This window comes from Micromonospora sp. WMMC264 (genome assembly GCF_027497275.1).
In the GTDB taxonomy this organism is placed as follows: domain Bacteria; phylum Actinomycetota; class Actinomycetes; order Mycobacteriales; family Micromonosporaceae; genus Micromonospora; species Micromonospora chalcea.
This window is the reverse complement of the sequence record NZ_CP114907.1, coordinates 1,771,856-1,792,258: the sequence shown is the minus strand read 5'-3', so window position 1 is coordinate 1,792,258 and position 20,403 is coordinate 1,771,856. Positions and strand designations below refer to the sequence as shown.

Sequence of the window (20,403 nt, the reverse complement as noted above, 5' to 3'; positions counted from 1 at the left end):
GGGCGTCGCCGCGCGACGCCTGACGGCAACTGTCGCGTCGCGACGCGACGCCTGATACCCCGCCTCCGCCGCCACGGCGGCGGAGGCGGTCTCCCCCGACTCACGACGAGGTGTGTGCATATGAAACGGAAGTGGGCACTGCTCCCGGCGGCGCTGGCCGCCACGCTGGTTCTCTCCGCGTGCGGCGGCGGCTCCGACGACGAGGCCGGTGGCGAGGGCAAGGAGGCGAAGCTGACCATGGCCATCGCCTCGGCCGTGATCGGCCCGAAGGAGGAGGTGGCCGTCTACGCGGTCGCCAAGGAACTCGGCTACTTCGCCGAGGAGAAGCTGACCGTCGAGACGATCAACGCCGACGGCTCGGTCGCGGCCCTCCAGGCGGTCGCCTCCGGCAGCGGCGACATCACCCCCGCCGACGCCGGCTCGGCGCTCGGCGCGGTGGAGAAGAACGTGCCGATCAAGGCCATCGGCGGCCTGGTGCAGAACTGGCCGTGGGTGATGGCGGTGAAGCCGGACTCCCCGATCACCGGCGGCGCGGACCTGCGCGGCAAGAAGATCGGCGTGATCAGCCTTGCCTCCGGCTCGGCCCCGTACGCCCGCGCCTACGTCAAGGCCGCCGGGCTGGACCCGGCCAAGGACGTCGAGCTGCTGCCGGTGGGCGTCGGCGCGCAGGCCGCCGCCGCGCTCAACGACGGCAAGGTCGACATGCTGGCGCTCTACACCCAGGCGTACGCGGTCATCGAGAACGCCGGCACCCAGCTGAAGTACCTGACCAACCCGGACGTGTTCACCGGCATCCGGTCGCTCACCTTCAGCGTCGGCGCCCGTGACTTCGACGCCAAGAAGGACTCGTACGAGCGGTTCCTGCGCGCGGCGTACAAGGCGATGCTCTTCTCGGCCAAGAACCCCGAGGCCGCCATGAAGATCGGCTACAAGGTGTTCCCGCAGATCCTCGCCGGCAAATCCGCCGACGAGCGGCTCAAGGCGGACACCGAGAGCCTCGCCGCGTGGCTGAAGACGGCCACGCCGGCCAGCGGCGAGCCGGAGCAGTTCGGTGACTGGGGCGCGATCAGCGACGACGAGTGGGCGAAGACCCAGGCGTACACCAAGGAGGCCGGCCAGATCTCCGGTGACGTCGACCTGAAGAAGCTCTGGGACCCGAGCCTGCTCTCCGGCGCGAACAACTTCGACAAGGCCGCGGTGCTCAGCAAGGCCGCGAACTACACCGCCTAGCAGCGGACAGCGGAAGGGATTTCGATGGCCATCAAGGCGACGGCCCGCCGGGCGCAGACGCAGGCTCCGGCATCGGTGTCGGAAGACTCCTGGATCGAGATCGACGGGCTGGACAAGGAGTACCGGCCCCGGAAGTCGGCACCGACCCTGGCGTTGAGCGACATCAACCTGACGGTACGTCGCGGCGAGTTCATCTCGGTCGTGGGACCGTCCGGGTGCGGCAAGACCACGTTGCTGAAGATCCTCGCCGGGCTCAGCCCGAAGACCGGCGGCGCGGTACGGATCGCCGGGCGGGACGTGACGAAGCCCCTTCCCGAGGTCGGGATGGTGTTCCAGGCACCGACGCTGCTGCCCTGGCGCACCATCTTCGACAACGTGATGGTGCCGGCGGAGATCCAGCGACTGGATCCCCGCCGGCACCGGGAACGCGCGCAGCAACTGCTCGAGATGGTCGGTCTCAACGGCTTCGAGCAGAAGTACCCGCACGAGCTCAGCGGCGGTATGCAGCAGCGGGCCGGCATCTGCCGGGCGCTCGTGCACGACCCGGCGGTGCTGCTGATGGACGAGCCGTTCGGCGCGCTCGACGCGATGACCCGCGAGTACATGAACGTGGAGCTGCTGCGGATCTGGCAGGAGAGCAACCAGACGATCGTGCTGGTCACGCACTCCATCCCGGAGGCGGTCTTCCTCTCCGACCGGGTGGTGGTGCTCAGCCCGCGGCCGGGCCGCATCGCCGAGGTCATGGACATCGACCTGGAACGGCCGCGTGAGCTCGGCATCATGTCGTCCGACCGGGCCGGGGTCTATGTGGAACGGATCCGCCGACACTTCAACGCCGCCGGCGTAATCGACTGACGAGGGACAGCCATGGCAACAAGCAACCTGGTCCGCAAGCCGGCCCAGCCACCGGCGCCGTCCGCCCGGCCCGCCCGGCGCAAGTTCGACCTGCGGGAGAAGCCCCAGCTCTGGCTGGTCCCGACGGTCTTCGTCGTGGTCGTGCTGGCCTGGGAGTACGGCGTCCAGCTCCTCGGCGTGGACGAGTACGTCCTGCCGCTGCCGTCGAGCGTGGTCGAGTCGCTGTGGCAGCAGCTCGGCGACGACCAGTTCTGGGGTCACTTCTGGGTGACCACGCAGGAGGCGCTGCTCGGGTTCGTGATCGGCGTCGGCGCCGCCCTGGTGCTCGGCACGTTCATCTCCCAGATCAAGATCGTCGAAGCCACGCTGATGCCGTACATCGTGGCCTTCCAGACCGTGCCCAAGGTCGCCCTGGCCCCGCTGTTCGTGGTCTGGTTCGGTTTCGGCCTGACCAGCAAGGTGGTCATGGCCGCGGTGATCTCGTTCTTCCCGATGCTGGTGAACGTCATCGAGGGTCTGCGCGCGGCCGACGCCGACAAGATCCAGATGCTGACGGTGTTCGGCGCGAGCAAGGCGCAGATCTTCCGGATGGTGCGGCTGCCCAGCGCGCTGCCGTTCATCTTCGCCGGCCTGGACATCGGCATCGTCTTCGCCATCCTCGGCGCGGTCGTCGGCGAGTTCATCGGCGCCAAGGAGGGCCTGGGCTACCTGCTGCTGCAGACCAACTACAACTTCGACATCGCCGGCATGTTCGCCGTGCTGGTGGTGCTGTCGCTGATGGGTCTGGTGGCGCACTTCGTGATCCGGCTGCTGCAGAAGCGGCTGGCCTTCTGGGCCGAGGACACGAAGGTGATCGGCGCGTGACGGCAGTGGACGGGACCGCCGTCACGTGTTGGGGGCACCGGTCGGGCGTGCGCAACGCCCGCCCGGCCGGTGGCCGGACCGGAAAGGCAGGACACGCGACATGAACACCGACCCGAACCGGTTCGACGGCCGGGTGGCAGTGGTGACCGGGGCGGCCCGCGGCATCGGGGCCCGCATCGCGGCGACGCTCGCGCAGCGCGGGGCCACCGTGGCCCAGGCCGACCTGCTCGACGACTGGAGCGAGGCCGAGCTGTCCGGCGGCGCGCACACCCGGCACCGGGTCGACGTCCGGTCGGCCGGCTCCTGCGCCGCGCTGGTGGACGAGGTCCTCGACTCCCACGGCCGCCTGGACCTGCTGGTGAACAACGCCGGGATCGTCCGGCGCGGGCCGGCGGCCACGATGTCCGAACAGGACTTCACCGACGTCCTGGACGTCAACCTCACCGGCACGTTCCGGATGTGCCAGGCCGCGTACCCGGCGCTGCGGCAGACGAGCGGCGCGGTGGTGAACATCGGCTCCACGAACGGGCACATCGCGGTGCTGAACACGCTCGGCTACTGCGTGAGCAAGGCCGGCGTGATGCACATGGCGCGCGTGCTGGCCCTGGAGTGGGCGCCCGACCGGATCCGGGTCAACGCCGTCGGACCGACCATCGTCCCCACCGACATGACCTCCGACGTACGTGGCGACGAGGCGTACCTCGCGGACAAGATGGCGAGCATCCCGCTGGGCCGGATGGCGCAGCCGCAGGACGTCGCCAACGCGGTCGCCTACCTGCTGAGCGACGCCGCCGCCATGACCACCGGCCAGACGATCTTCGTCGACGGCGGCGTCACCATCCACTGACTTCCCCCTCTCCGACCCCTTCTGTGAGGACCACCATGCCCAAACCGGATACCGCGGCCGCGCTGGCGGCCGTCGACGCCCACTTCGACGAGTTCGTCGAGGAGCTCCAGCAGCTGTGCCGCATCCGCAGCCGCCGCCAGGAGCCGGAGCAGATGGAGGCCACCGCCGAGTTCATCGCCGGATCGGTCCGCCGCTGGGGTGGCGAGGCCGAGATCATCCCGTGGGAGCAGTCGTACCCGTACGTGCTGGCCGAGGTGGCCGGCGAGGGCGACAAGGCGCTGCTGCACTTCACGCACTACGACGTGGAGGTCGAGCCGGCCGGTGACGACGCCGACTGGATCAGCCCGCCCTACGCGGCGGAGATCCACGACGGCCGGCTCTACGCCCGGGGCGTGGCCGACGACAAGGGCGTCATCATGTCCCGCATCCACGCGGCGGCGGCCTGGAAGCTCGCCGGGCTGACTCCGCCGGTGACCAACCGGATCATCTTCGAGGGCAAGAAGTGGCTGCACAGCCCGGGTCTGGGCTCGTTCGTGCAGGCGCACGCCGACCGGCTCGCCAGCGACGCGGCGCTGTGGGAGAACTCCTGGCTCGACGGCGAGGACCGGCTGCTGCTCAAGCTGGCCGAGAAGGGCGTGCTCTACCTGCGCCTCACCGCGCAGACCCTGCCGCGTGACCTGACCAGCCAGAACACCGCGCTGCTGCCGGCCGCCACGGCGCGCCTGGCCGCCGCCCTGGCGCAGCTGCAGCGGCCCGACGGCACCGTGACGATCCCCGGCTTCGCCGACGACGCACGGCCGCCGACGGACGAGGAGCGGGCGCTGCTGGAGAAGGTGGCGTTCGACGGGGACTTCCTGCGCAAGCGGGCCCAGGTCGAGCGGTTCACCGGCGACCTGGACGACCAGGCCGCGGCGGTGGCCATCCGGACCGTGCCGACGCTGACCGTGGCCGGCATCGCCGGTGGCGACATGCGTGACGACGTGACGCTGGGCATCCCGTCGACGGCGTCGGCGAAGCTGGAGATCCGGCTGGTGCCGGGCCAGGACCCGGAGCGCGTCCTCGGGTGCGTGCGCGACCACCTGGCCGCGACCGGCTTCGGTGACCTGCGCATCGAGGTGATGGCGACCAGCCGGCCCAACCTCACCGACCACCGGGACCCGTTCGTCGCGCTCGTCGCGGACGCGGCCCGCCGGGTGTACGGGACCGAGCCGGTGATCGAGCCGTACACGCAGTGGATCGGCAACCAGGGCGTGATCGCCGACCGGCCCATCGTCGGCGTCGGCGTCTCTCGGGCCGACTCCGGTGTGGACGGCCCGAACGAGAACATCCGGCTGGACGACTACAAGGCCGGCATCAAGCACGTCATCGAGGTCATGGCGGCGCTGGCGGTGGCCGAGTGACCCGGGCCCGCGGCGTGGCCCGCCGCGCCTACGTCGACGTGCCGTGGGGTCAGGTGCACTACCGGCACGGCGGCGACGCCGACGCACCGGTGCTGCTGATCCTGCACCAGTCCCCGCTCTCCTCGGCCACCTACGACGCGGTCATCGAGCCGCTGGCCCGCCGCGGCCTGCGGGTGATCGCCCCGGACACGCCGGGCTTCGGGATGTCCGACGCCCCGCCGCGCCCGTGGTCCATCCCCGAGTACGCGGCCGGCGTGTGGCAGTTCGCCGACGCCCTCGGGCTGTCCAAGGTGCACCTGCTCGGGCAGCACACCGGCGCGATCGTCGGCGCGCAGGCGCTGATGTCGGCGCCGGAGCGGGTGCACCGGCTGATCCTGCAGGGCATCCCGCTCTACGACGAGCAGGAGCGGGCGGAGAAGAAGCGGTCGTACGCGCCCGGCTACTCCCCGGACCGCGACGGCGGGCACCTGAAGGTGATCTGGGACCGGGTGTACGGCCTGTACCCGGCGCTGACCCCGGAGGAGGCGAACCGCCAGGTCACCGAGTACCTGCTGACCGGCCCGGACTACGCCACCGCGTACCGGGCGGTGTTCGACCACCACGTCGACACGGCCGCCCTGGACGCGCTGCCCATCGTGCTGCTGCACGGCGCCGACGACCTGCTGGACCGGATGACGCCGCAGGTGCGGGCCGCGCTGCCCAGCGCCGAGCTGGTCACCATCCCCGGCGGCACCGACTTCGTGGCCGACGAGCAGCCGGAGGCGTTCGCCGACGCGGTCGCCGCGCAGGTGCACGCGGACCTGGGAACGGAGGTGCCGGCATGAACGTCGGCACCCCGGCGTCCGAGGCGAAGGTCGTACCAGCGAACACCGTCTACACCGCGAAGGTGGAGGTGTCCGGCGGCCGGGGCGGAAGCGCCCGGTCGCTGACCGGGTCGCTGCGGGTCGACCTGACCCGTCCCGCCCAGCGGGGCCCGGACGCGCCCGGCACCGACCCGGAGGAGCTGTTCGCCGCCGGCTACGCCGCGTGCTTCGACAGCGCGCTCGCCGTCGCCGCCCGCCAGGCCGGCGTCAAGCCCGGCCCGACGACTGTCACCGCCTCGGTCTCCCTCGGGCAGACCGACGACGGCCGGTACGCGATCGCCGTGGTGCTGGACGTGTCCGCGCCGCAGTGCCCGCAGGCCGACCTGGAGCGCGCGGTGGAGCTGGCCGACCGGATGTGTCCGTACTCGAACGCCCTCCGGGGCAACACCGCGGTGGCGATCCGGGTAAATGGACACCGCTGACCTGACCCGGCCCGCGGCGGCCCGCCACCCGGCGGATCCGCCGCGGCCCGCCGGCCCGATGGCCCTGGCCGTCGGGCTCGGCGCGGTCTACCTGATCTGGGGCTCGACCTACCTGGGCAACCGGGTGGCCCTGGACAGCATTCCGCCGCTGGTGGCCACCTCGGCCCGGTTCCTGGCCGCGGCGCTGCTGCTGTTCGCGGTGGCGGCGCTGTGGCGCGGACCGGCGGGGCTGCTGCTGCCCCGGCGGCAGTGGACCGGGGTGGGTGCCAGCGGGCTGCTGATGGTCGGCGCCGGCAGCGCGCTGCTGGCGCTGGGCCAGCTGTACGTGCCGACGGGTCTGACCTCGCTGCTGGTGGCCGGGATGCCGCTGTGGGTGCTGGTGCTGCGGCTGGTGGTCGGTCCGCGGCCGTCCCCGCTGGCGGCCGTGGGCGTACTCGGCGGTGTGGTCGGGCTGGCGCTGCTGTTCGCGGTGCCGACGCAGGGGTGGCACCTCGGCGGGATGCTGCTGGTGGTGCTCTCCACGATGGTGTGGGCGCTGGGCTCGACGCTGTCGCAGCGGCTGCGCATGCCGGCCGACCACCTGGTCGGCACCGGCTGGCAGATGCTCGTGGGCGGTCTCGCGGTGGCGGTGGCCAGCGTGGTCAGCGGTGAGCTGAGCGGGTTCCGCCTGGCCGACGTGACGGGCCGGTCCTGGCTGGCCTGGACCTACCTGATGCTCGTGTCCACGGTGGTCGGCTTCAGCGTCTACACGTGGCTGCTGCGCAACGCGCCGATCCAGCTCGCGTCCACCTACGCGTACGTCAACCCGGTGGTGGCGGTCCTGCTCGGCATGATGGTGCTGGATGAGTCGTTGTCCGGACGTCAGGTGCTCGCCGGCGCCGTGGTGCTCGCCTCGGTGGCACTGGTGATCGCGCGGGAGCGACCCCGGCAGCCGGACGGCCTGCCGCCCGGGAAGACTCCGGTCGCGCCCGCCTGAGGCCCGGCGATCCCGCCCTACGTCGACAGTGGAGGAGAGAAGATGATCACCACAGCGGTTGTCGAGAGCGCCACCGCCGGCCGGACCCGCTCCGGCCTCGGACGCGCCCTCGACATCGTCAACATCATCGCCGAACGGGCGCCGGAGACCCTCGGCGTGTCGACGATCGCGCGGGAGCTGGGACTGCCCAAGGCGGTCGCGCACCGGATCCTCAAGGAACTGGTGGCCGACAGCTTCCTCACCTTCAACGAGGAGACCAAGCGGTACCGGCTGGGCAGCGGCGCGCTGGCGGTGGGACTGGCCGCGCTGCGCGCGCTGGACGTGCCGGACATCGCCCGCCGGTACCTGGTCCGGCTGGTGCGCGACAGCGGCGAGACCGCGACGCTGTCGGTGCGGCAGGGCTGGACCCGCGTCTACATCGACCAGGTGCTCTCGCCGCACGAGGTACGCATGTCGGTGTCCCTGGGCACCAGCCACGCGCTGCACTCCGGGTCGTCGTCGAAGGCGATCCTCGCGGCGCTGCCGGACGCGGAGATCGAGGACTACCTCGACCACCACCCGCTGGACGCGGTCACCTCGGCCACCATCACCTCCACCGCGAAGCTGCGGTCCGAGCTGGGCCGGGTCCGCCGCCAGGGGTACGCGGTGAGCATGGGCGAGCGGCAGAACGGCGCGGGCAGCGTGGCCGCGCCGGTGCGCTACGCGACCGGGCAGGTGTTCGGCTCGATCTCGCTGTGCGGGCCGCAGAACCGGTTCACCCCGGAGGTCTGCGCCGCGCACGGCGCGCTGGTCGCCGCGGCGGCGGCGGAGATATCCGCCGAACTGGGTTTCCGGCCGCCGGCGCAACGTGCCGCCGGACGGACGGGTCAGGAACAGAACTGGGGAGGTGGAACAGGTGAGTGACGGACCCCTGACGGGCCTGCGCGTGCTGGACGTCTCGACGATCCTCGCCGGACCGCTGTGCTGTCAGATCCTCGGCGACTACGGCGCCGACGTGGTGAAGATCGAGCACCCGACCATGGGTGACAGCATGCGCGGCCACGGCAAGACCAAGGACGGCCATCCCCTGTGGTGGAAGGAGATCTCCCGCAACAAGCGGCTGATCGGGCTGAACCTGTCCGCGCCGGACGGCGCGGCGCTGCTGCTGCGGCTGGCCGAGCGGGCCGACGTGCTGGTGGAGAACTTCCGCCCGGGCACGCTGGAGCGCTGGGGCATCGGCCCGGAGGAGCTGCACCGGGTCAACCCCGGCCTGGTGATCGCCCGGATCACCGGCTTCGGGCAGACCGGCCCGTACGCCTCCCGGGCCGGGTTCGGCACGCTGGCCGAGGCGATGAGCGGGTTCGCCCACCTGACCGGCACGGCGGACGGCCCGCCGACGCTGCCCGCGTTCGGGCTGGCCGACAGCATCTGCGGCATCGCCACCTCCTCGGCGGTGATGATGGCGCTGTGGCACCGGGAGCGCTCCGGCGGCCGGGGCCAGGTGATCGACATGAGCCTGCTGGAGCCGATCATGACCGCCGTCGGCCCGGGTCCCACCGTCTACGACCAGCTCGGCGTGGTGGAGCAGCGGCAGGGCAACCGGTCGACGAACAACGCGCCCCGCAACACGTACCAGACCAAGGACGGCTCGTGGGTCGCCATCTCCACCAGCGCCCAGGCGATCGCCGAGCGGGTGCTGCGGCTGGTGGGCCACCCGGAGGTGATCGACGAGCCGTGGTTCCGTACCGGCGTCGGCCGGGTGGCGCACGCGGACCTGCTCGACGAGTACGTCGGGTCGTGGATCGGTGAGCGGACCCGCGACGAGGTGGCCGCGGCCTTCGCCGAGGCCGGCGCCGCCGTCGCACCGGTCTACAGCGCCAAGGACATCGTCGAGGACCCGCACGTGCAGGCCACCGAGATGATCACGAAGGTCGACGACCCGGACCTGGGCCCGATGCGGATGCACAACGTCATGTGGCGGATGTCGGAGACGCCGGGCCGGATCCGCTTCACCGGCCGCTCCCCCGGCGCCGACACCGACGCCCTGCTCGTCGAGGAGCTCGGCTGCGACCCGGCCGAGATCGCCGACCTGAAAGCCCGTGGCGTCGTCGCCTGACGACGCCGACAGCCGAAACGCGAGGAACCCCGTGGGCACCACTGCCAGAACCGCCGACCGCCTGCTCGACGCCGTGCAGGCCGGCGTCACGATCTACGACCTGGGCCGGCGGCTGACCGTCGGCATGCCGCAGTCACCGAACCACCCGGCGTTCGGGCTCACCCTGCCGCGCCGGCACGGCGACATGGTGCGCGCCGACGGCGGCTCCGCCGCCAACGACCTGCTGGTCATGGGCACGCACGTCGGCACGCACGTCGACGCCCTCGCGCACGTGTCCCAGGACGGCCGGCTGCACGGCGGCGCCGACGCCGCCGCGGCGCAGGTCGGCGGCCGGTTCGACGAGCTGGGCGTGCACACCGTCGCGCCGATGGTCCGCCGCGGCGTGCTGCTGGACGTGCCCGCCACGCTGGGCCTGGAGGGCTGCGAGGCCGGCTACGAGATCACCCCCGCCGACCTGGACGCCACCGTGTCCCGGCAGGGCACGCCGGTGGGCGCGGGCGACGTGGTGCTCATCCGCAGCGGCTGGGGCCGGCTGTTCGACCACGAGGACCGCAACCAGTACATCGGCAAGGACTCCGGCGTACCAGGGATCGGCGCGGACGGCGCCGGCTGGCTGGCGCAGCGGGGCGTGCACGCGGCCGGCGCGGACACCATCGCCTTCGAGTGCCTGCCGCCGGGCAAGGGCCACAGCACGCTGCCGGCGCACCGGATCCTGCTGGTGGAGCACGGCATCTACCTGATCGAGACGATGGCGCTGGAGGAGCTGGCCCGCGACGGGGTGCACGAGTTCACCTTCGTCATGGCCCCGCTGCCGCTGTACGGCGCCACCGGCTCCCCGGTGCGTCCGCTGGCGGTGGTCAGCCGTGGCTGAGCCGACCCTGGGCCGGCACCTGGCCGCCTTCGCCGCCGACACCTCCGCCGCGACGCTGCCCGACGAGGTGGTCGCCAGCGTCCGGGCCCGCGTGCTGGACGTGCTCGGGCTCTGCGTGGCGGCGCAGCCGCTGCCGACCAGCCAGGCCGCGCTGGCGTACGTCGCCGAGCAGGGCGGCCGTGGCCAGGCCACCGCCGTCGGCGTGGACGAGAAGGTCCCGGCCGCGCTGGCCGCGTTCGCCAACGGCGTGCTGGCGCACTCCCTCGACTACGACGACACGCACCTACCGTCGGTGCTGCACCCCAGTGCCACGGTGGTGCCGGCCGCGCTCGCCGCCGCCGAGCTGTCCGGCGCCTCCGGGCAGGAGACGGTGGCCGCGATCGCGGTGGGCCTGGAGGCGTGCGTACGCCTCGGCATGGCCGGCTACGACCCGGCGGCCGGCAACTCGGTCTTCTTCGAGCACGGCCAGCACGCCACCTCGATCTGCGGCACGCTGGGCGGGGCGGTGGCCGCGGCCCGGCTGCTGAAGCTGGACGCGGGCGGCACGCTCGACGCGCTCGGGGTGTCCGCCTCGATGGCGGCCGGGCTGATCGAGTCCAACCGCAACGGCGGCACCGTCAAGCGGATCCACTGCGGCTGGGCGGCGCACGCGGCGGTCAGCGCCGCGCAGCTGGCCCGGCACGGCGTGACCGGCCCGCCGACCGTGCTGGAGGGGCGCTTCGGCTTCTTCCAGGCGTTCCTGCGCGGCGAGTTCGACGGCGACGAGATCGTCCGCGGGCTCGGCTCCGAGTGGGCGGTGCCCGGCATCTTCTTCAAGCCGTACCCGGCGAACCACTTCACCCACGCCGCCATCGACGCGGCGATCGCGCTGCGCGAGCGCGGGCTGCCGCTGGACGAGATCGAGTCGATCACGCTCGGCGTGCCCACGCCGACGGTGCGTACCATCGGCCAGCCGATCGAGCGCAAGCGCGCGCCGCAGACCGGCTACGAGGCACAGTTCAGCGGCCCGTACGCGGTCGCCGCCGGCCTGATCGGCGGCGGCGGTCTGGGCGTGGAGCTGGCCGACTTCACCGACGCCCTGGCGCACGACCCGCAACGGCGGGCGCTGATGGCGCGGGTCGACGTGGTGGCCGACGAGCGGTGCGACGAGATCTTCCCGCACCAGTTCCCGGCGGTGCTGCGGATCGTCACCCGGGACGGACGCGAGTGGGTGCAGGAGGTCCTGGCCAACCGGGGCGGCCCGCAGCGTCCGCTCAGCGACGCCGAGCTGGCGGTGAAGTTCCGCACGAACGCCGCGTCCCTGCCCGAGGCCACCGCCGCCCGCATCGCCGACGAGGTCCACCGGCTCGACCAGGCCCCCGACGTCCACGGCCTGATGGGCCTGATCAACCGCCGCTGAACCGAGCACGAGGAGCAACACCATGAGCACCTACGACCTGCTGTTGACAAACGTCCGCGTGGTCCGGCACGACCGGCCCGAGCCCGAGCTGATGGACATCGGCGTCACCGACGGGCGGATCAGCCGCGTCGCCCCGCAGATCGACCGGGCGGAGACCGCCCAGGTCGTCGACGGCGGCGGCCGGCTCGCCTTCCCCGGCGTGGTCGACGCGCACCAGCACTGGGGCATCTACAACCCGCTGAGCGAGGACGCCGTCTCGGAGAGCCGCGCGTCGGTGCAGGGCGGCGTCACCACGGCGCTGAACTACATGCGCACCGGGCAGTACTACCTCAACCGGGGCGGCCGGTACGCGGACTTCTTCCCCGAGGTCCTGGCCGCGACCGAGGGCCGCTCCTACATCGACTACGGCTTCCACCTGGCGCCGATGTCGCGGGAGCACATCGGCGAGGTGCCGTCGCTGGTGGAGGAGCACGGGGTCACCTCGTTCAAGATCTTCATGTTCTACGGCAGCCACGGCCTGCACGGCCGCTCCGCCGACCAGAACTCGTTCCTGATGATCCCGGAGGGCGAGCGGTACGACTACGCCCACTTCGAGTTCGTGATGCGGGGCGTCCAGGCGGCCCGGGAGCGCTTCCCCGAGCTGGCCGACGAGATCTCGCTGTCGCTGCACTGCGAGACCGCCGAGATCATGAGCGCGTACACCAAGCAGGTCGAGCAGGACGGCACGCTGCGCGGGCTGGAGGCGTACCACGCGTCGCGGCCGCCGCACTCCGAGGGACTGGCCGTGTCGATCGCGTCGTACCTGGCGCACGAGACCGGGCTGCCGAAGATCAACCTGCTGCACCTGACCTCGGAGAAGGCGGTCGACGCAGCGCTGCGGATGGCGCGGGCGTTCCCGCACATCGACTTCCGCCGCGAGGTGACCATCGGCCACCTGGTGGCCGACATCGACACCGCGCACGGCCTGGGCGGCAAGGTCAACCCGCCGCTGCGCCCGCGCGCCGACGTCGAGGCGCTCTGGGGGTACGTCCTGGACGGCAAGATCGACTGGGTGGTCAGCGACCACGCCTGCTGCAAGGACGAGGTCAAGTTCGGTGAGCCGCGCGACGACATCTTCGTCGCCAAGTCCGGCTTCGGCGGCGCCGAGTACCTGCTGCCCGGCCTGGTCACCGAGGGCAACCGGCGCGGCCTGTCCTACCAGCGGGTGGCGGAGCTGACCTCGTGGAACCCGGCCCAGCGCTTCGGCCTGCGCAACAAGGGCGCGCTGCTGCAGGGCTACGACGCCGACATCTGCCTGGTCGACCCGAACTCGACCTGGACGGTGCGCGCCGAGGACTCCGAGTCGACGCAGGAGTACACGCCGTTCGAGGGCTTCGAGCTGACCGCCCGGGTCACCGACACCTTCGTGCGCGGGCAGCACGTGCTCGTCGACGGCAAGGTGACCGGCGAGCCGGCCGGCCGCTACCTCGCCCGCCCGCAGCGGTAGGGGAACGACTGATGGCGGCGGTGGCGCGCAGTTACCTGTACGTGCCGGGCGACCGGGCGGACCTGCTGGACAAGGCGGCCGGGCGCGGCGCGGACGCGCTCGTGCTCGACCTGGAGGACGCGGTCACGCCGGCCCGCAAGGCGCACGCCCGGGAGACGGTCGCCGGGTACCTGGGCGCCGCCGCGCCGGCCGGCCCCGAGCTGTGGGTGCGGATCAACAGCGACCAGGTCGCGGCGGACGTCGAGGTGCTCTCCCCGGCGGCGGCCGGGGTCTGGGTGCCGAAGGCCGAGCCGGAGCTGCTCGCCGAGGTCGACGCCGCGCTGACCCGGGTGCAGCGGCGGCTCGGCCCGGACGCCCCGGCGTTCCGGGTGGTGGCGCTGATCGAGACCGCCCGGGGCGTGCTCACCGCGCCGCGGGTGGCCGAGGCGCCACGGGTGCTGCGGCTCGGCCTCGGCGAGGCGGACCTCGCCGGTGAGCTGGGGTTGCAGCCGGGACCGGAGCGGGCGGAGTTCGCGCCGATCCGCTCCCAGGTCGTGGTCGCGTCGGCGGCGGCCGGCATCACCCCGCCGGTGGGACCGGTGGAGACGACGCTGCGCGACCCGGAACGGCTGGAGCAGACCACCCGGGCGCTGCTGCGGCAGGGCTTCCGGGCCCGCAGCGCCATCCACCCCGGGCAGATCGCGACGATCAACGAGGTGTTCACCCCCACCGAGGCCGAGGTGGCCTCGGCGCGGGCCGTGCTGGCGGCGCTGGAGCGGGCCGAACGCGGCGGCTCCGGGGTGGCCACCGACGCCGACGGGCGGCTGCTGGACCGGGCGGTGGTGCGGGCCGCCGCCGAGGTGGTACGCCGCGCCGAGGCGTCCACCGACTGAAACCGCGAGAACGACCGGGCGGGGCGCCCCACCGCGCCCCGCCCGATCCGTTCCCGGCGCCCGGCCCGCTCAGACCACCGCGGGCTGGGCCTCGACGGCCATGGCGAGCGAACCGAGCAGCGCGGCGTCCTGCGCGAAGTCCGACAGCACGATCTCCGGCGGGTACGGCAGCGTGTGGGTGAGCCGTTCGGTCAGCAGCGCCCGCACCAGGTCGTTGCCGGCGACGCTGCCGACCAGCACGATCCGCTGCGGGTCGAGCAGCAGGCAGCACGTGACCAGCTGCCGGGCCAGCTCGTCGACGCGCAGGCGGAGCTGCTCGCGGATCGGACCGGGCCGCTCCGCGGCCGCGCACAGGCCGGCCGCCCGGCCGTCCACGCCCAGCCGCTGCGCCAGCTCGTCCAGGGCCCGGCCGGAGAACGTCGCCTCCAGCATCGGTTCCAGGCGGGGCGGCCAGCTGTGGTCGGTCAGCCCGTAGGCGATCTCCCCGGCGGCGCCGTGGCGGCCCGGCAGCACCTCGCCGTTGACGGTGACCGCCGCCGCGACGCCGGTCCCGAGCCCGACGACGAGTCCCGGGTCCGCGTCGCGCAGCGCCCCGAGCCGCAGCTCGGCGTGGGCGGCTGCCTTCAGGTCGTTCGTGACCCGCACGTGCGCCAGGTTCAGGTGGGCGCGGACCGCGTCGGCGAGCCGCAGCTGCTCCCAGCCGGGCACGTTCGGCGCCAGTTCGATGCCCTCGTCGTGGACCACGCCGGGCGAGGCGATGCCCGCCGCGACGAGCGTGCCGCCGGTCTGCTCGGCGAGTTCGCGGGCCCGGTCCAGCGCCCGGGTGAGGGCCTGCTGCGCGCCCTGCTCGGCATTGGTGGGCAGGCGCTCGGAGACGAGCAGCCGGCCGTCGGCGTCGCCCACGCCGATGGCCATCTTGGTGCCGCCGAAGTCGATGCCGAGCAGGCGCGGATTTGCCGGTCGTTCCATGGTGATGTCAGATCGCCCTTCGGGCCGTCGGTCCAGATCACGTGGTCGCCGCGACACGACGTCCGCGACCACGGCCAGCTGCGTCTGTCGCCCCGTCACGGGCCTACCCTCGCCGCGACCGCCTCGGCGAGAGCCGTGTCGGCACGGGTCAGCCGCTCGCGCAACGCCTGCGCCCGCTCCTGCACCGCGTCGAGCATTGTAGACAGTCGTCCGACCTGGTCCCGGACGGCCGCCTCGCCGGGGCCGTCGGCCTGGGCGCGGCGCAGCACGAGTTCGGGGCGGACCGCGGCGGCCAGCAGGTCCCGCACCGCGGCGTCGTCGAGCGTCAGACCCAGCTCGGCGGCGGTGGACCGGACCAGGTCCCCGGTCCAGGTGGCCGGCGCGCCGCCGCGTACCAGCCGGCCGAGCAGCGAGTGGGCGCCCCGGAACGGCACACCATGGCGGGCCAGCGCGTCGGCCGCGGCGGTGGTGGTGGCGCCGGAGGCGACGATCTCCTCAGCGGACGGCGGGCGCAGCGGGTCCAGCTTCTCGATCAGGCCGCCGAGCAGTGAGAAGAACCGGTACGCCCGGTCGTCGCCGTCCCAGAGGCGGGCCTGCACGTCGGTGGTGGCGTTGTTGGAGTCCTCCCACCAGGCGGCGCCGACGTTGTTCAGCACGCTGGCCGCGTCGGCCGCCGCGGCGCCCGCCATCGAGACGAGGTGCTCCAGCACCACCGGGTTGCGCTTCTGCGGCATGATGCTGCTGCCCTGGGTGAACTCGCCGGGCGTGACCACCCAGCCCCAGCTCAGCCAGTCCATCAGCGTGCGGGCCAGCCGGGCCCCGGTGGCGAGCGCCTGCGCGTTGAGCGTGGCGACCCGGACCAGGTGGTCCGCGCCGGCCACCGCCTCGTACGAGTTGACGATCAGCTGGTCGAAGCCGAGCAGGTCGGCCAGCCGCCGGGGCGAGATGTCCAGGTCGGTGCCGGCGAACGCGCAGGAGCCCAGCGGCGAGCGGTTCATCTCGTCCAGCAGGTCGGCGTACGCGGCGGCCTCACCGGCAAGCGCCTCGGCGTAGCCGGCGAAGACGTGCCCGATGCTGGTCGGCTGGGCCGGGCGGCGGTGCGTGTAGCCGGTGACCACCACGTCGGCGTGCCGGTCCGCGCGGTCCAGCACGGTACGGCCGGTGGCCAGCAGCGCGTCGAGCACCTGGAGCAGCTGGTCGCGCAGCACCATCCGGAACACGCCGGCGTCGAGGTCGTTGCGGCTGCGCGCGAGCTGCACGCTGAGCTGCGACGGCTCGATGCCGGCCGCGGCGGCGAGCCGCTTCTCCAGCGTGTAGTAGACGTCCTCGACGCTGCCGTCGTACTCCAGTTCCTCGGGCCGGTCCCCGGTGAGGGTGACCAGGCCGCGCAGCATCGTGGCGGCGGCCTCGTCGGTGATCAGTCCCTGCTCGGCGAGCATGACGACGTGGGCCTTGCTGGCCGTGACCATCGCCGGGTAGAGGTGGGCGACGTGGTGGTCGAACACCACCCGGAGGTGGTGCTGTTGATAGACGGTCAGTGACGGGCTCATGGTGGCCTCCCGAGGTGGTGCGTTGTCGTGCGGCGTGCCGCGCGTGGTCATCCGGTCGTCTGGTCCGGCCCGTCGGCGCCGGGGGGCCCGGGCAGCGGCGCGGCGAGCCACGCCCCGACCAGCTCGCGCAGGCGTGCGCCGGCGGTGGCGCGGATCCGGCCGCCGGCCTCCTCCCCGGCCAGCGAGACATGGCCCGACCAGCCCTGCCACGGGTCGGGCCGCGACTCCACGAGCACGTACGGGTACGGGGTGGGCAGTTTCGGCTTCGGCGGCAGGTCCGGCGCGGCGTCCAGGCGCACCGCGTCCGGGTCGAAGCCCAGCACCGCGGAGCTCTCGTACGCGCCGCCGTGCCCCCGGGCGGGCAGCTCACCGAACATCTCGGTGGTCTCGTCCGGGCCGACGAGCTGGAACCAGTTCACCAGCATCATGCTGGCCCGGTGCCGGCCGGAGACCCACTCCATCGCGGCGCGGACGGTGGACATGTTGGCGTCGTGCCCGTTGACCACGAGCACCCGGGGAAAGCCCGCCTCGACGATGCCGGCGAGCACGTCGGCGAGGTAGCCGACGGCGATCTCCGGTCGCAGCGCCACCGTGCCCGGCCACGGCCGGGTCTGGCCCGGGCAGGCGGCGTACGGCGTGGCCGGGAACAGCACCGCCCGGGCCGGCCCGGTGGCCAGTTCCCCGGCGAAGCCCTCGGCCAGGATCAGGTCGGTTCCGATCGGCAGGTGGGGGCCGTGCCACTCGACCGCGCCGACCGGCAGCACCGCCAGGTCGGCCGCCTCGGTCACGGCGGCGAACGCGTGCCCGGGTACCCGGGTGACCGGGAGCAGCCCTCCCCCGGTCCGCCACCGCTCGATCAGTTCGTCCACTGCTCGGCCCTCCGGGTCGCGGTCCGGCTGCTCTCCAGCCGACCGGAGAACCACATCACCACGAAGATGAGCAGCACCTGGAGCATGCCGTAGGCGGCCGCGGTGCCCAGCTCGAAGCTGTACATCCGGTTGTTGATGGCGACCGAGATCGGCACCGTCGACGAGGTGTAGATGAGCACCGAGGCGACGAACTCGCCGACGCCGTGCACGAACGCCAGCAGCGCGCCGGCGAGCACGCCGGGCAGCATCAGCCGCACGGTGATCGTGTAGAACGCGCGCAGCCAGGAGGCGCCGAGGTTGCGGGCGGCGTCCTCCAGCGACGGGTCGATCAGCGCCAGCGTCGCGGAGCTGGACCGGAACACGATCGGCAGGAACCGCACGAAGTAGGCCAGCGGCAGGATCCAGAACGTGCCGACCAGCACCTGCCCGAAGCTGAACGCGTTGCCGGTGCTGAACGCCGAGATCAGGTTGATCGCGACGACCGTGCCGGGCAGCGCCCAGGCGATCATCACGGCCACGTCGAGCAGGCCGCGCCCGACGAACTTCAGCCGCCGCACCGCGTACGCGATGAGCACGCCGATCACCACACAGCCCACGACCGCGATCAGGCTCATCTGCACCGAGTTGAGGATCGGCTCGAACGCCTTGGGGTCGGTGAAGATGGTCACGAAGTTCTCGAACGTGTACGTCGGCGGCAGCACCTCGGTGGTCCAGGACCGGTCCTCGGAGAAGGCGACGAGCGCGATCGCGGCGACCGGGGCGAGCAGGACCAGCGTGGCCAGCACCGAGGCGAGCGGCGCGAGCCAGCGGCCGATCGGGTTGGTGATCTCCCGCCGGACCGCCGAGATGCCCTTGGACTGCGACTGGTAGTTGCGCCGTCCCTCGTACCAGCGCATCGCCAGCAGGAAGATGATCGAGACGATGCCGAGCACCGAGGCGTACGCCGAGGCCATCGGCAGGTCGCCGTTGGTGCGGTTGATGTAGATCTGCATCGTCATGGTCTGGCTGACGTTGAACAGCAGCGGCGCGGTGTACGACGCCAGCGACGTCATGAAGACCAGCAGCGACGCCGAGATCAGCGCGGGGGTGAGCATCGGCAGCAGGACCGTGCGCCACACCCGGAACCGGCCCGCGCCGAGGTTGTACGCCGCCTCCTCGACCGACGGGTCCATCCCGGCCAGCGCCGCGGAGGCGGCCAGGAAGAAGAACGGGTACATGGTGAACGTGTGCACCACGAGCACACCGGCGATGCCGTCGAAGGCCAGGACCGGCTTCTCGGTGCCGAGCAGCGCCTGCAGGCCGCGCGGCACGATGCCGATGTTGCTGTAGAGCAGCTGGAAGGACACGGCGCCGATCAGCGGCGGCAGGGCCGCCGGCACCAGGATGAACGCCTCGATGAGCCGCCGGCCGCGGAAGTGGAACCGCTTGAGCAGGAACGCCATCGCCACGCCGACGATGCCGCAGAGCAGCACGCTGGCGGCCGAGATGAACAGCGAGGTGAACAGCGACTCGCGGGCCACCCCGGAGGAGGAGAGGAACTGCAGGTAGTTGTCAGAGCCGTTGGCGCTGACGCTCTCGCGGAAGGTGGCGAACATCGGCTGGACGACGAAGCCCCAGAGCACCAGGACCAGCGGCAGCACCAGCAGGTACGGGAACCAGCGGGAATTGGCCCCGCCGGACAGACGCCGGCCGAGGGCCGCCGCCCAGGCGGGGGCGGTCCGGGTCGCAGCGGTCACGGCTTGACCACCCAGAGGCGCTCCGGTACGAGCCGCAGTCCCACCACGTCGCCGAGCTGCAGGCCGGCCGGCGCGTCGATCAGCGCCGCCATCACCTCGTTGCCGTCCACGTCGACGCTGATGTTGGTGGCCATGCCGGTGAACTCGACGTGGCTGATCCGGCCGCGCATGGCCGCCGTGTCGTCGTCGCCGCCGAGCGCGATGTGCTCGGGGCGCGCGGAGACGAGCGCGGTGTCGCCCGCGCCGAGCCCGTGCCCGGCGGGCGCGCCGACGTCGATGGTGGCGCCGCCGGGCAGGCGCACCGCGACGCTGTCGTCGGTCGCGCCGGTCACCGGCAGGCTCAGCACGTTGCTGCGCCCGATGAACCGGGCCACGAACGCGTTCGCGGGCTTGTAGTAGATCTCGTGCGGGGTGCCGACCTGCTGGACCCGGCCGGACTCCATGACGGCGATCCGGTCCGACATCGCCATCGCCTCGGCCTGGTCGTGCGTCACGTAGATCGAGGTGGTGCCGCTCTCCCGCTGGATGCGCCGGATCTCGGCGCGGGTCTCCTCGCGCAGCTTCGCGTCGAGGTTCGACAGCGGCTCGTCGAGCAGCATGGTGCGCGGGCGGATGACCAGGGCCCGCGCCAGCGCGACCCGCTGCTGCTGGCCGCCGGAGAGCGCGTCGATGCGCCGGTCGCCGTACCCGGCGAGGTGCACCTGTTCGAGCGCCTCGGTGACCCGGCGGGCCTGGTCGGCGCGGGAGACCCGGCGGACCTTGAGCCCGTACGCGACGTTCTGCGCCACAGTCATGTGCGGGAACAGCGCGTAGTTCTGGAACACCATGCCGGTGTCCCGCTTGTTCGGCGTCCAGTGGGTGACGTCGTCGTCGCCGAAGTGGATGTGACCGGAGGTCGGGAAGTAGAAGCCGGCCACCATGCGCAGCGTCGTCGTCTTGCCGCAGCCGCTCGGCCCGAGCAGCGTGAAGAACTCGCCGGCTCCGATGGTGACGGTGACGTCATCGACCGCCGCGGAATCGCTCGACTTGGCGAAGCGCTTACTGACCGCCGTCAGTCGGACATCGATCATTTCGTGGGTCCTTCCAGGACGAAGCCGGG

General features: G+C 72.5%; 19 protein-coding genes. 14 read left to right on the top strand and 5 right to left on the bottom strand.

Features of this window, described 5'->3' with window-relative positions:
* Window positions 1-120 precede the first annotated feature (120 nt).
* From O7542_RS07300 to O7542_RS07235, 14 genes are all read left to right on the top strand, one after another.
* Window positions 121-1,230: an ABC transporter substrate-binding protein gene (locus O7542_RS07300; RefSeq protein ID WP_043323209.1), complete on the top strand. Its 1,110-nt coding sequence runs from the start codon at window positions 121-123 to the stop codon at window positions 1,228-1,230.
* Window positions 1,231-1,254: 24 nt separating this feature from the next.
* The gene (locus tag O7542_RS07295; RefSeq protein WP_083297008.1) at window positions 1,255-2,085 is read left to right on the top strand and encodes an ABC transporter ATP-binding protein; all 831 of its coding nucleotides are present in this window, start codon (window positions 1,255-1,257) and stop codon (window positions 2,083-2,085) included.
* A 12-nt stretch (window positions 2,086-2,097) separates the two neighbouring features.
* On the top strand, window positions 2,098-2,949 hold the full coding sequence (locus O7542_RS07290; RefSeq protein ID WP_043323208.1) for an ABC transporter permease: 852 nt from the start codon (window positions 2,098-2,100) through the stop codon (window positions 2,947-2,949).
* Between the two features lie 100 nt (window positions 2,950-3,049).
* Window positions 3,050-3,796, top strand: coding sequence for an SDR family NAD(P)-dependent oxidoreductase (locus O7542_RS07285; protein ID WP_043323206.1), 747 nt, complete (start codon window positions 3,050-3,052; stop codon window positions 3,794-3,796).
* Between the two features lie 35 nt (window positions 3,797-3,831).
* Window positions 3,832-5,196 (top strand): M20/M25/M40 family metallo-hydrolase, encoded by a 1,365-nt coding sequence (locus O7542_RS07280; protein ID WP_043323205.1) that lies wholly within the window; start codon window positions 3,832-3,834, stop codon window positions 5,194-5,196.
* Complete coding sequence (locus O7542_RS07275) at window positions 5,193-6,020, top strand: alpha/beta fold hydrolase (protein ID WP_043323203.1); 828 nt, start codon at window positions 5,193-5,195, stop codon at window positions 6,018-6,020. The genes O7542_RS07280 and O7542_RS07275 overlap by 4 nt, the downstream gene beginning before the upstream one ends.
* On the top strand, window positions 6,017-6,481 hold the full coding sequence (locus O7542_RS07270; RefSeq protein WP_043323200.1) for an Ohr family peroxiredoxin: 465 nt from the start codon (window positions 6,017-6,019) through the stop codon (window positions 6,479-6,481). The genes O7542_RS07275 and O7542_RS07270 overlap by 4 nt, the downstream gene beginning before the upstream one ends.
* Window positions 6,468-7,457 carry an EamA family transporter gene (locus O7542_RS07265; protein WP_069088405.1) on the top strand — a complete coding sequence of 330 codons (990 nt, stop codon included), beginning with the start codon at window positions 6,468-6,470 and terminating at the stop codon, window positions 7,455-7,457. The genes O7542_RS07270 and O7542_RS07265 overlap by 14 nt, the downstream gene beginning before the upstream one ends.
* 42 nt (window positions 7,458-7,499) lie before the next feature.
* A complete protein-coding gene (locus O7542_RS07260; protein WP_043323194.1) occupies window positions 7,500-8,360 on the top strand; it encodes an IclR family transcriptional regulator in 861 nt (286 codons plus the stop codon).
* On the top strand, window positions 8,353-9,552 hold the full coding sequence (locus O7542_RS07255) for a CoA transferase (RefSeq protein WP_043330005.1): 1,200 nt from the start codon (window positions 8,353-8,355) through the stop codon (window positions 9,550-9,552). The genes O7542_RS07260 and O7542_RS07255 overlap by 8 nt, the downstream gene beginning before the upstream one ends.
* Before the next feature lie 31 nt (window positions 9,553-9,583).
* Entirely contained in the window at window positions 9,584-10,423 is an 840-nt protein-coding gene (locus O7542_RS07250) for a cyclase family protein (protein WP_069088404.1), read from the top strand.
* Window positions 10,416-11,822, top strand: coding sequence for an MmgE/PrpD family protein (locus O7542_RS07245; RefSeq protein WP_064445579.1), 1,407 nt, complete (start codon window positions 10,416-10,418; stop codon window positions 11,820-11,822). The genes O7542_RS07250 and O7542_RS07245 overlap by 8 nt, the downstream gene beginning before the upstream one ends.
* Before the next feature lie 22 nt (window positions 11,823-11,844).
* Window positions 11,845-13,308, top strand: a complete 1,464-nt coding sequence (locus O7542_RS07240) for a dihydroorotase family protein (protein ID WP_281605927.1) — start codon at window positions 11,845-11,847, stop codon at window positions 13,306-13,308.
* 11 nt (window positions 13,309-13,319) lie between these two features.
* A complete protein-coding gene (locus O7542_RS07235; RefSeq protein ID WP_281605926.1) occupies window positions 13,320-14,180 on the top strand; it encodes a CoA ester lyase in 861 nt (286 codons plus the stop codon).
* A 69-nt stretch (window positions 14,181-14,249) separates the two neighbouring features.
* On the opposite strand, the gene O7542_RS07230 is transcribed toward O7542_RS07235, so the two are convergent.
* From O7542_RS07230 to O7542_RS07210, 5 genes are all read right to left on the bottom strand, one after another.
* The gene (locus tag O7542_RS07230) at window positions 14,250-15,149 is read right to left on the bottom strand and encodes an ROK family protein (RefSeq protein WP_210882449.1); all 900 of its coding nucleotides are present in this window, start codon (window positions 15,147-15,149) and stop codon (window positions 14,250-14,252) included.
* A gap of 95 nt (window positions 15,150-15,244) precedes the next feature.
* Window positions 15,245-16,699, bottom strand: coding sequence for a lyase family protein (locus O7542_RS07225; protein ID WP_043330003.1), 1,455 nt, complete (start codon window positions 16,697-16,699; stop codon window positions 15,245-15,247).
* Between the two features lie 47 nt (window positions 16,700-16,746).
* Window positions 16,747-17,568: a creatininase family protein gene (locus O7542_RS07220; protein ID WP_043323177.1), complete on the bottom strand. Its 822-nt coding sequence runs from the start codon at window positions 17,566-17,568 to the stop codon at window positions 16,747-16,749.
* Window positions 17,556-19,304, bottom strand: a complete 1,749-nt coding sequence (locus O7542_RS07215; RefSeq protein ID WP_064445576.1) for an iron ABC transporter permease — start codon at window positions 19,302-19,304, stop codon at window positions 17,556-17,558. The genes O7542_RS07220 and O7542_RS07215 overlap by 13 nt, the downstream gene beginning before the upstream one ends.
* Complete coding sequence (locus tag O7542_RS07210; RefSeq protein WP_043323172.1) at window positions 19,301-20,374, bottom strand: ABC transporter ATP-binding protein; 1,074 nt, start codon at window positions 20,372-20,374, stop codon at window positions 19,301-19,303. Before O7542_RS07210 ends, O7542_RS07215 begins: the two co-directional genes overlap by 4 nt.
* Between the last annotated feature and the right edge of the window lie 29 nt (window positions 20,375-20,403).

Coding starts and splice junctions, on each gene's coding strand:
- O7542_RS07300 (WP_043323209.1), top strand. CDS start 121: ATGAAACGGAAGTGGGCACTGCTCCCGGCGGCGCTGGCCGCCACGCTG.
- O7542_RS07295 (WP_083297008.1), top strand. CDS start 1,255: ATGGCCATCAAGGCGACGGCCCGCCGGGCGCAGACGCAGGCTCCGGCA.
- O7542_RS07290 (WP_043323208.1), top strand. CDS start 2,098: ATGGCAACAAGCAACCTGGTCCGCAAGCCGGCCCAGCCACCGGCGCCG.
- O7542_RS07285 (WP_043323206.1), top strand. CDS start 3,050: ATGAACACCGACCCGAACCGGTTCGACGGCCGGGTGGCAGTGGTGACC.
- O7542_RS07280 (WP_043323205.1), top strand. CDS start 3,832: ATGCCCAAACCGGATACCGCGGCCGCGCTGGCGGCCGTCGACGCCCAC.
- O7542_RS07270 (WP_043323200.1), top strand. CDS start 6,017: ATGAACGTCGGCACCCCGGCGTCCGAGGCGAAGGTCGTACCAGCGAAC.
- O7542_RS07265 (WP_069088405.1), top strand. CDS start 6,468: ATGGACACCGCTGACCTGACCCGGCCCGCGGCGGCCCGCCACCCGGCG.
- O7542_RS07260 (WP_043323194.1), top strand. CDS start 7,500: ATGATCACCACAGCGGTTGTCGAGAGCGCCACCGCCGGCCGGACCCGC.
- O7542_RS07240 (WP_281605927.1), top strand. CDS start 11,845: ATGAGCACCTACGACCTGCTGTTGACAAACGTCCGCGTGGTCCGGCAC.
- O7542_RS07235 (WP_281605926.1), top strand. CDS start 13,320: ATGGCGGCGGTGGCGCGCAGTTACCTGTACGTGCCGGGCGACCGGGCG.
- O7542_RS07230 (WP_210882449.1), bottom strand. CDS start 15,149: ATGGAACGACCGGCAAATCCGCGCCTGCTCGGCATCGACTTCGGCGGC.
- O7542_RS07225 (WP_043330003.1), bottom strand. CDS start 16,699: ATGAGCCCGTCACTGACCGTCTATCAACAGCACCACCTCCGGGTGGTG.
- O7542_RS07210 (WP_043323172.1), bottom strand. CDS start 20,374: ATGATCGATGTCCGACTGACGGCGGTCAGTAAGCGCTTCGCCAAGTCG.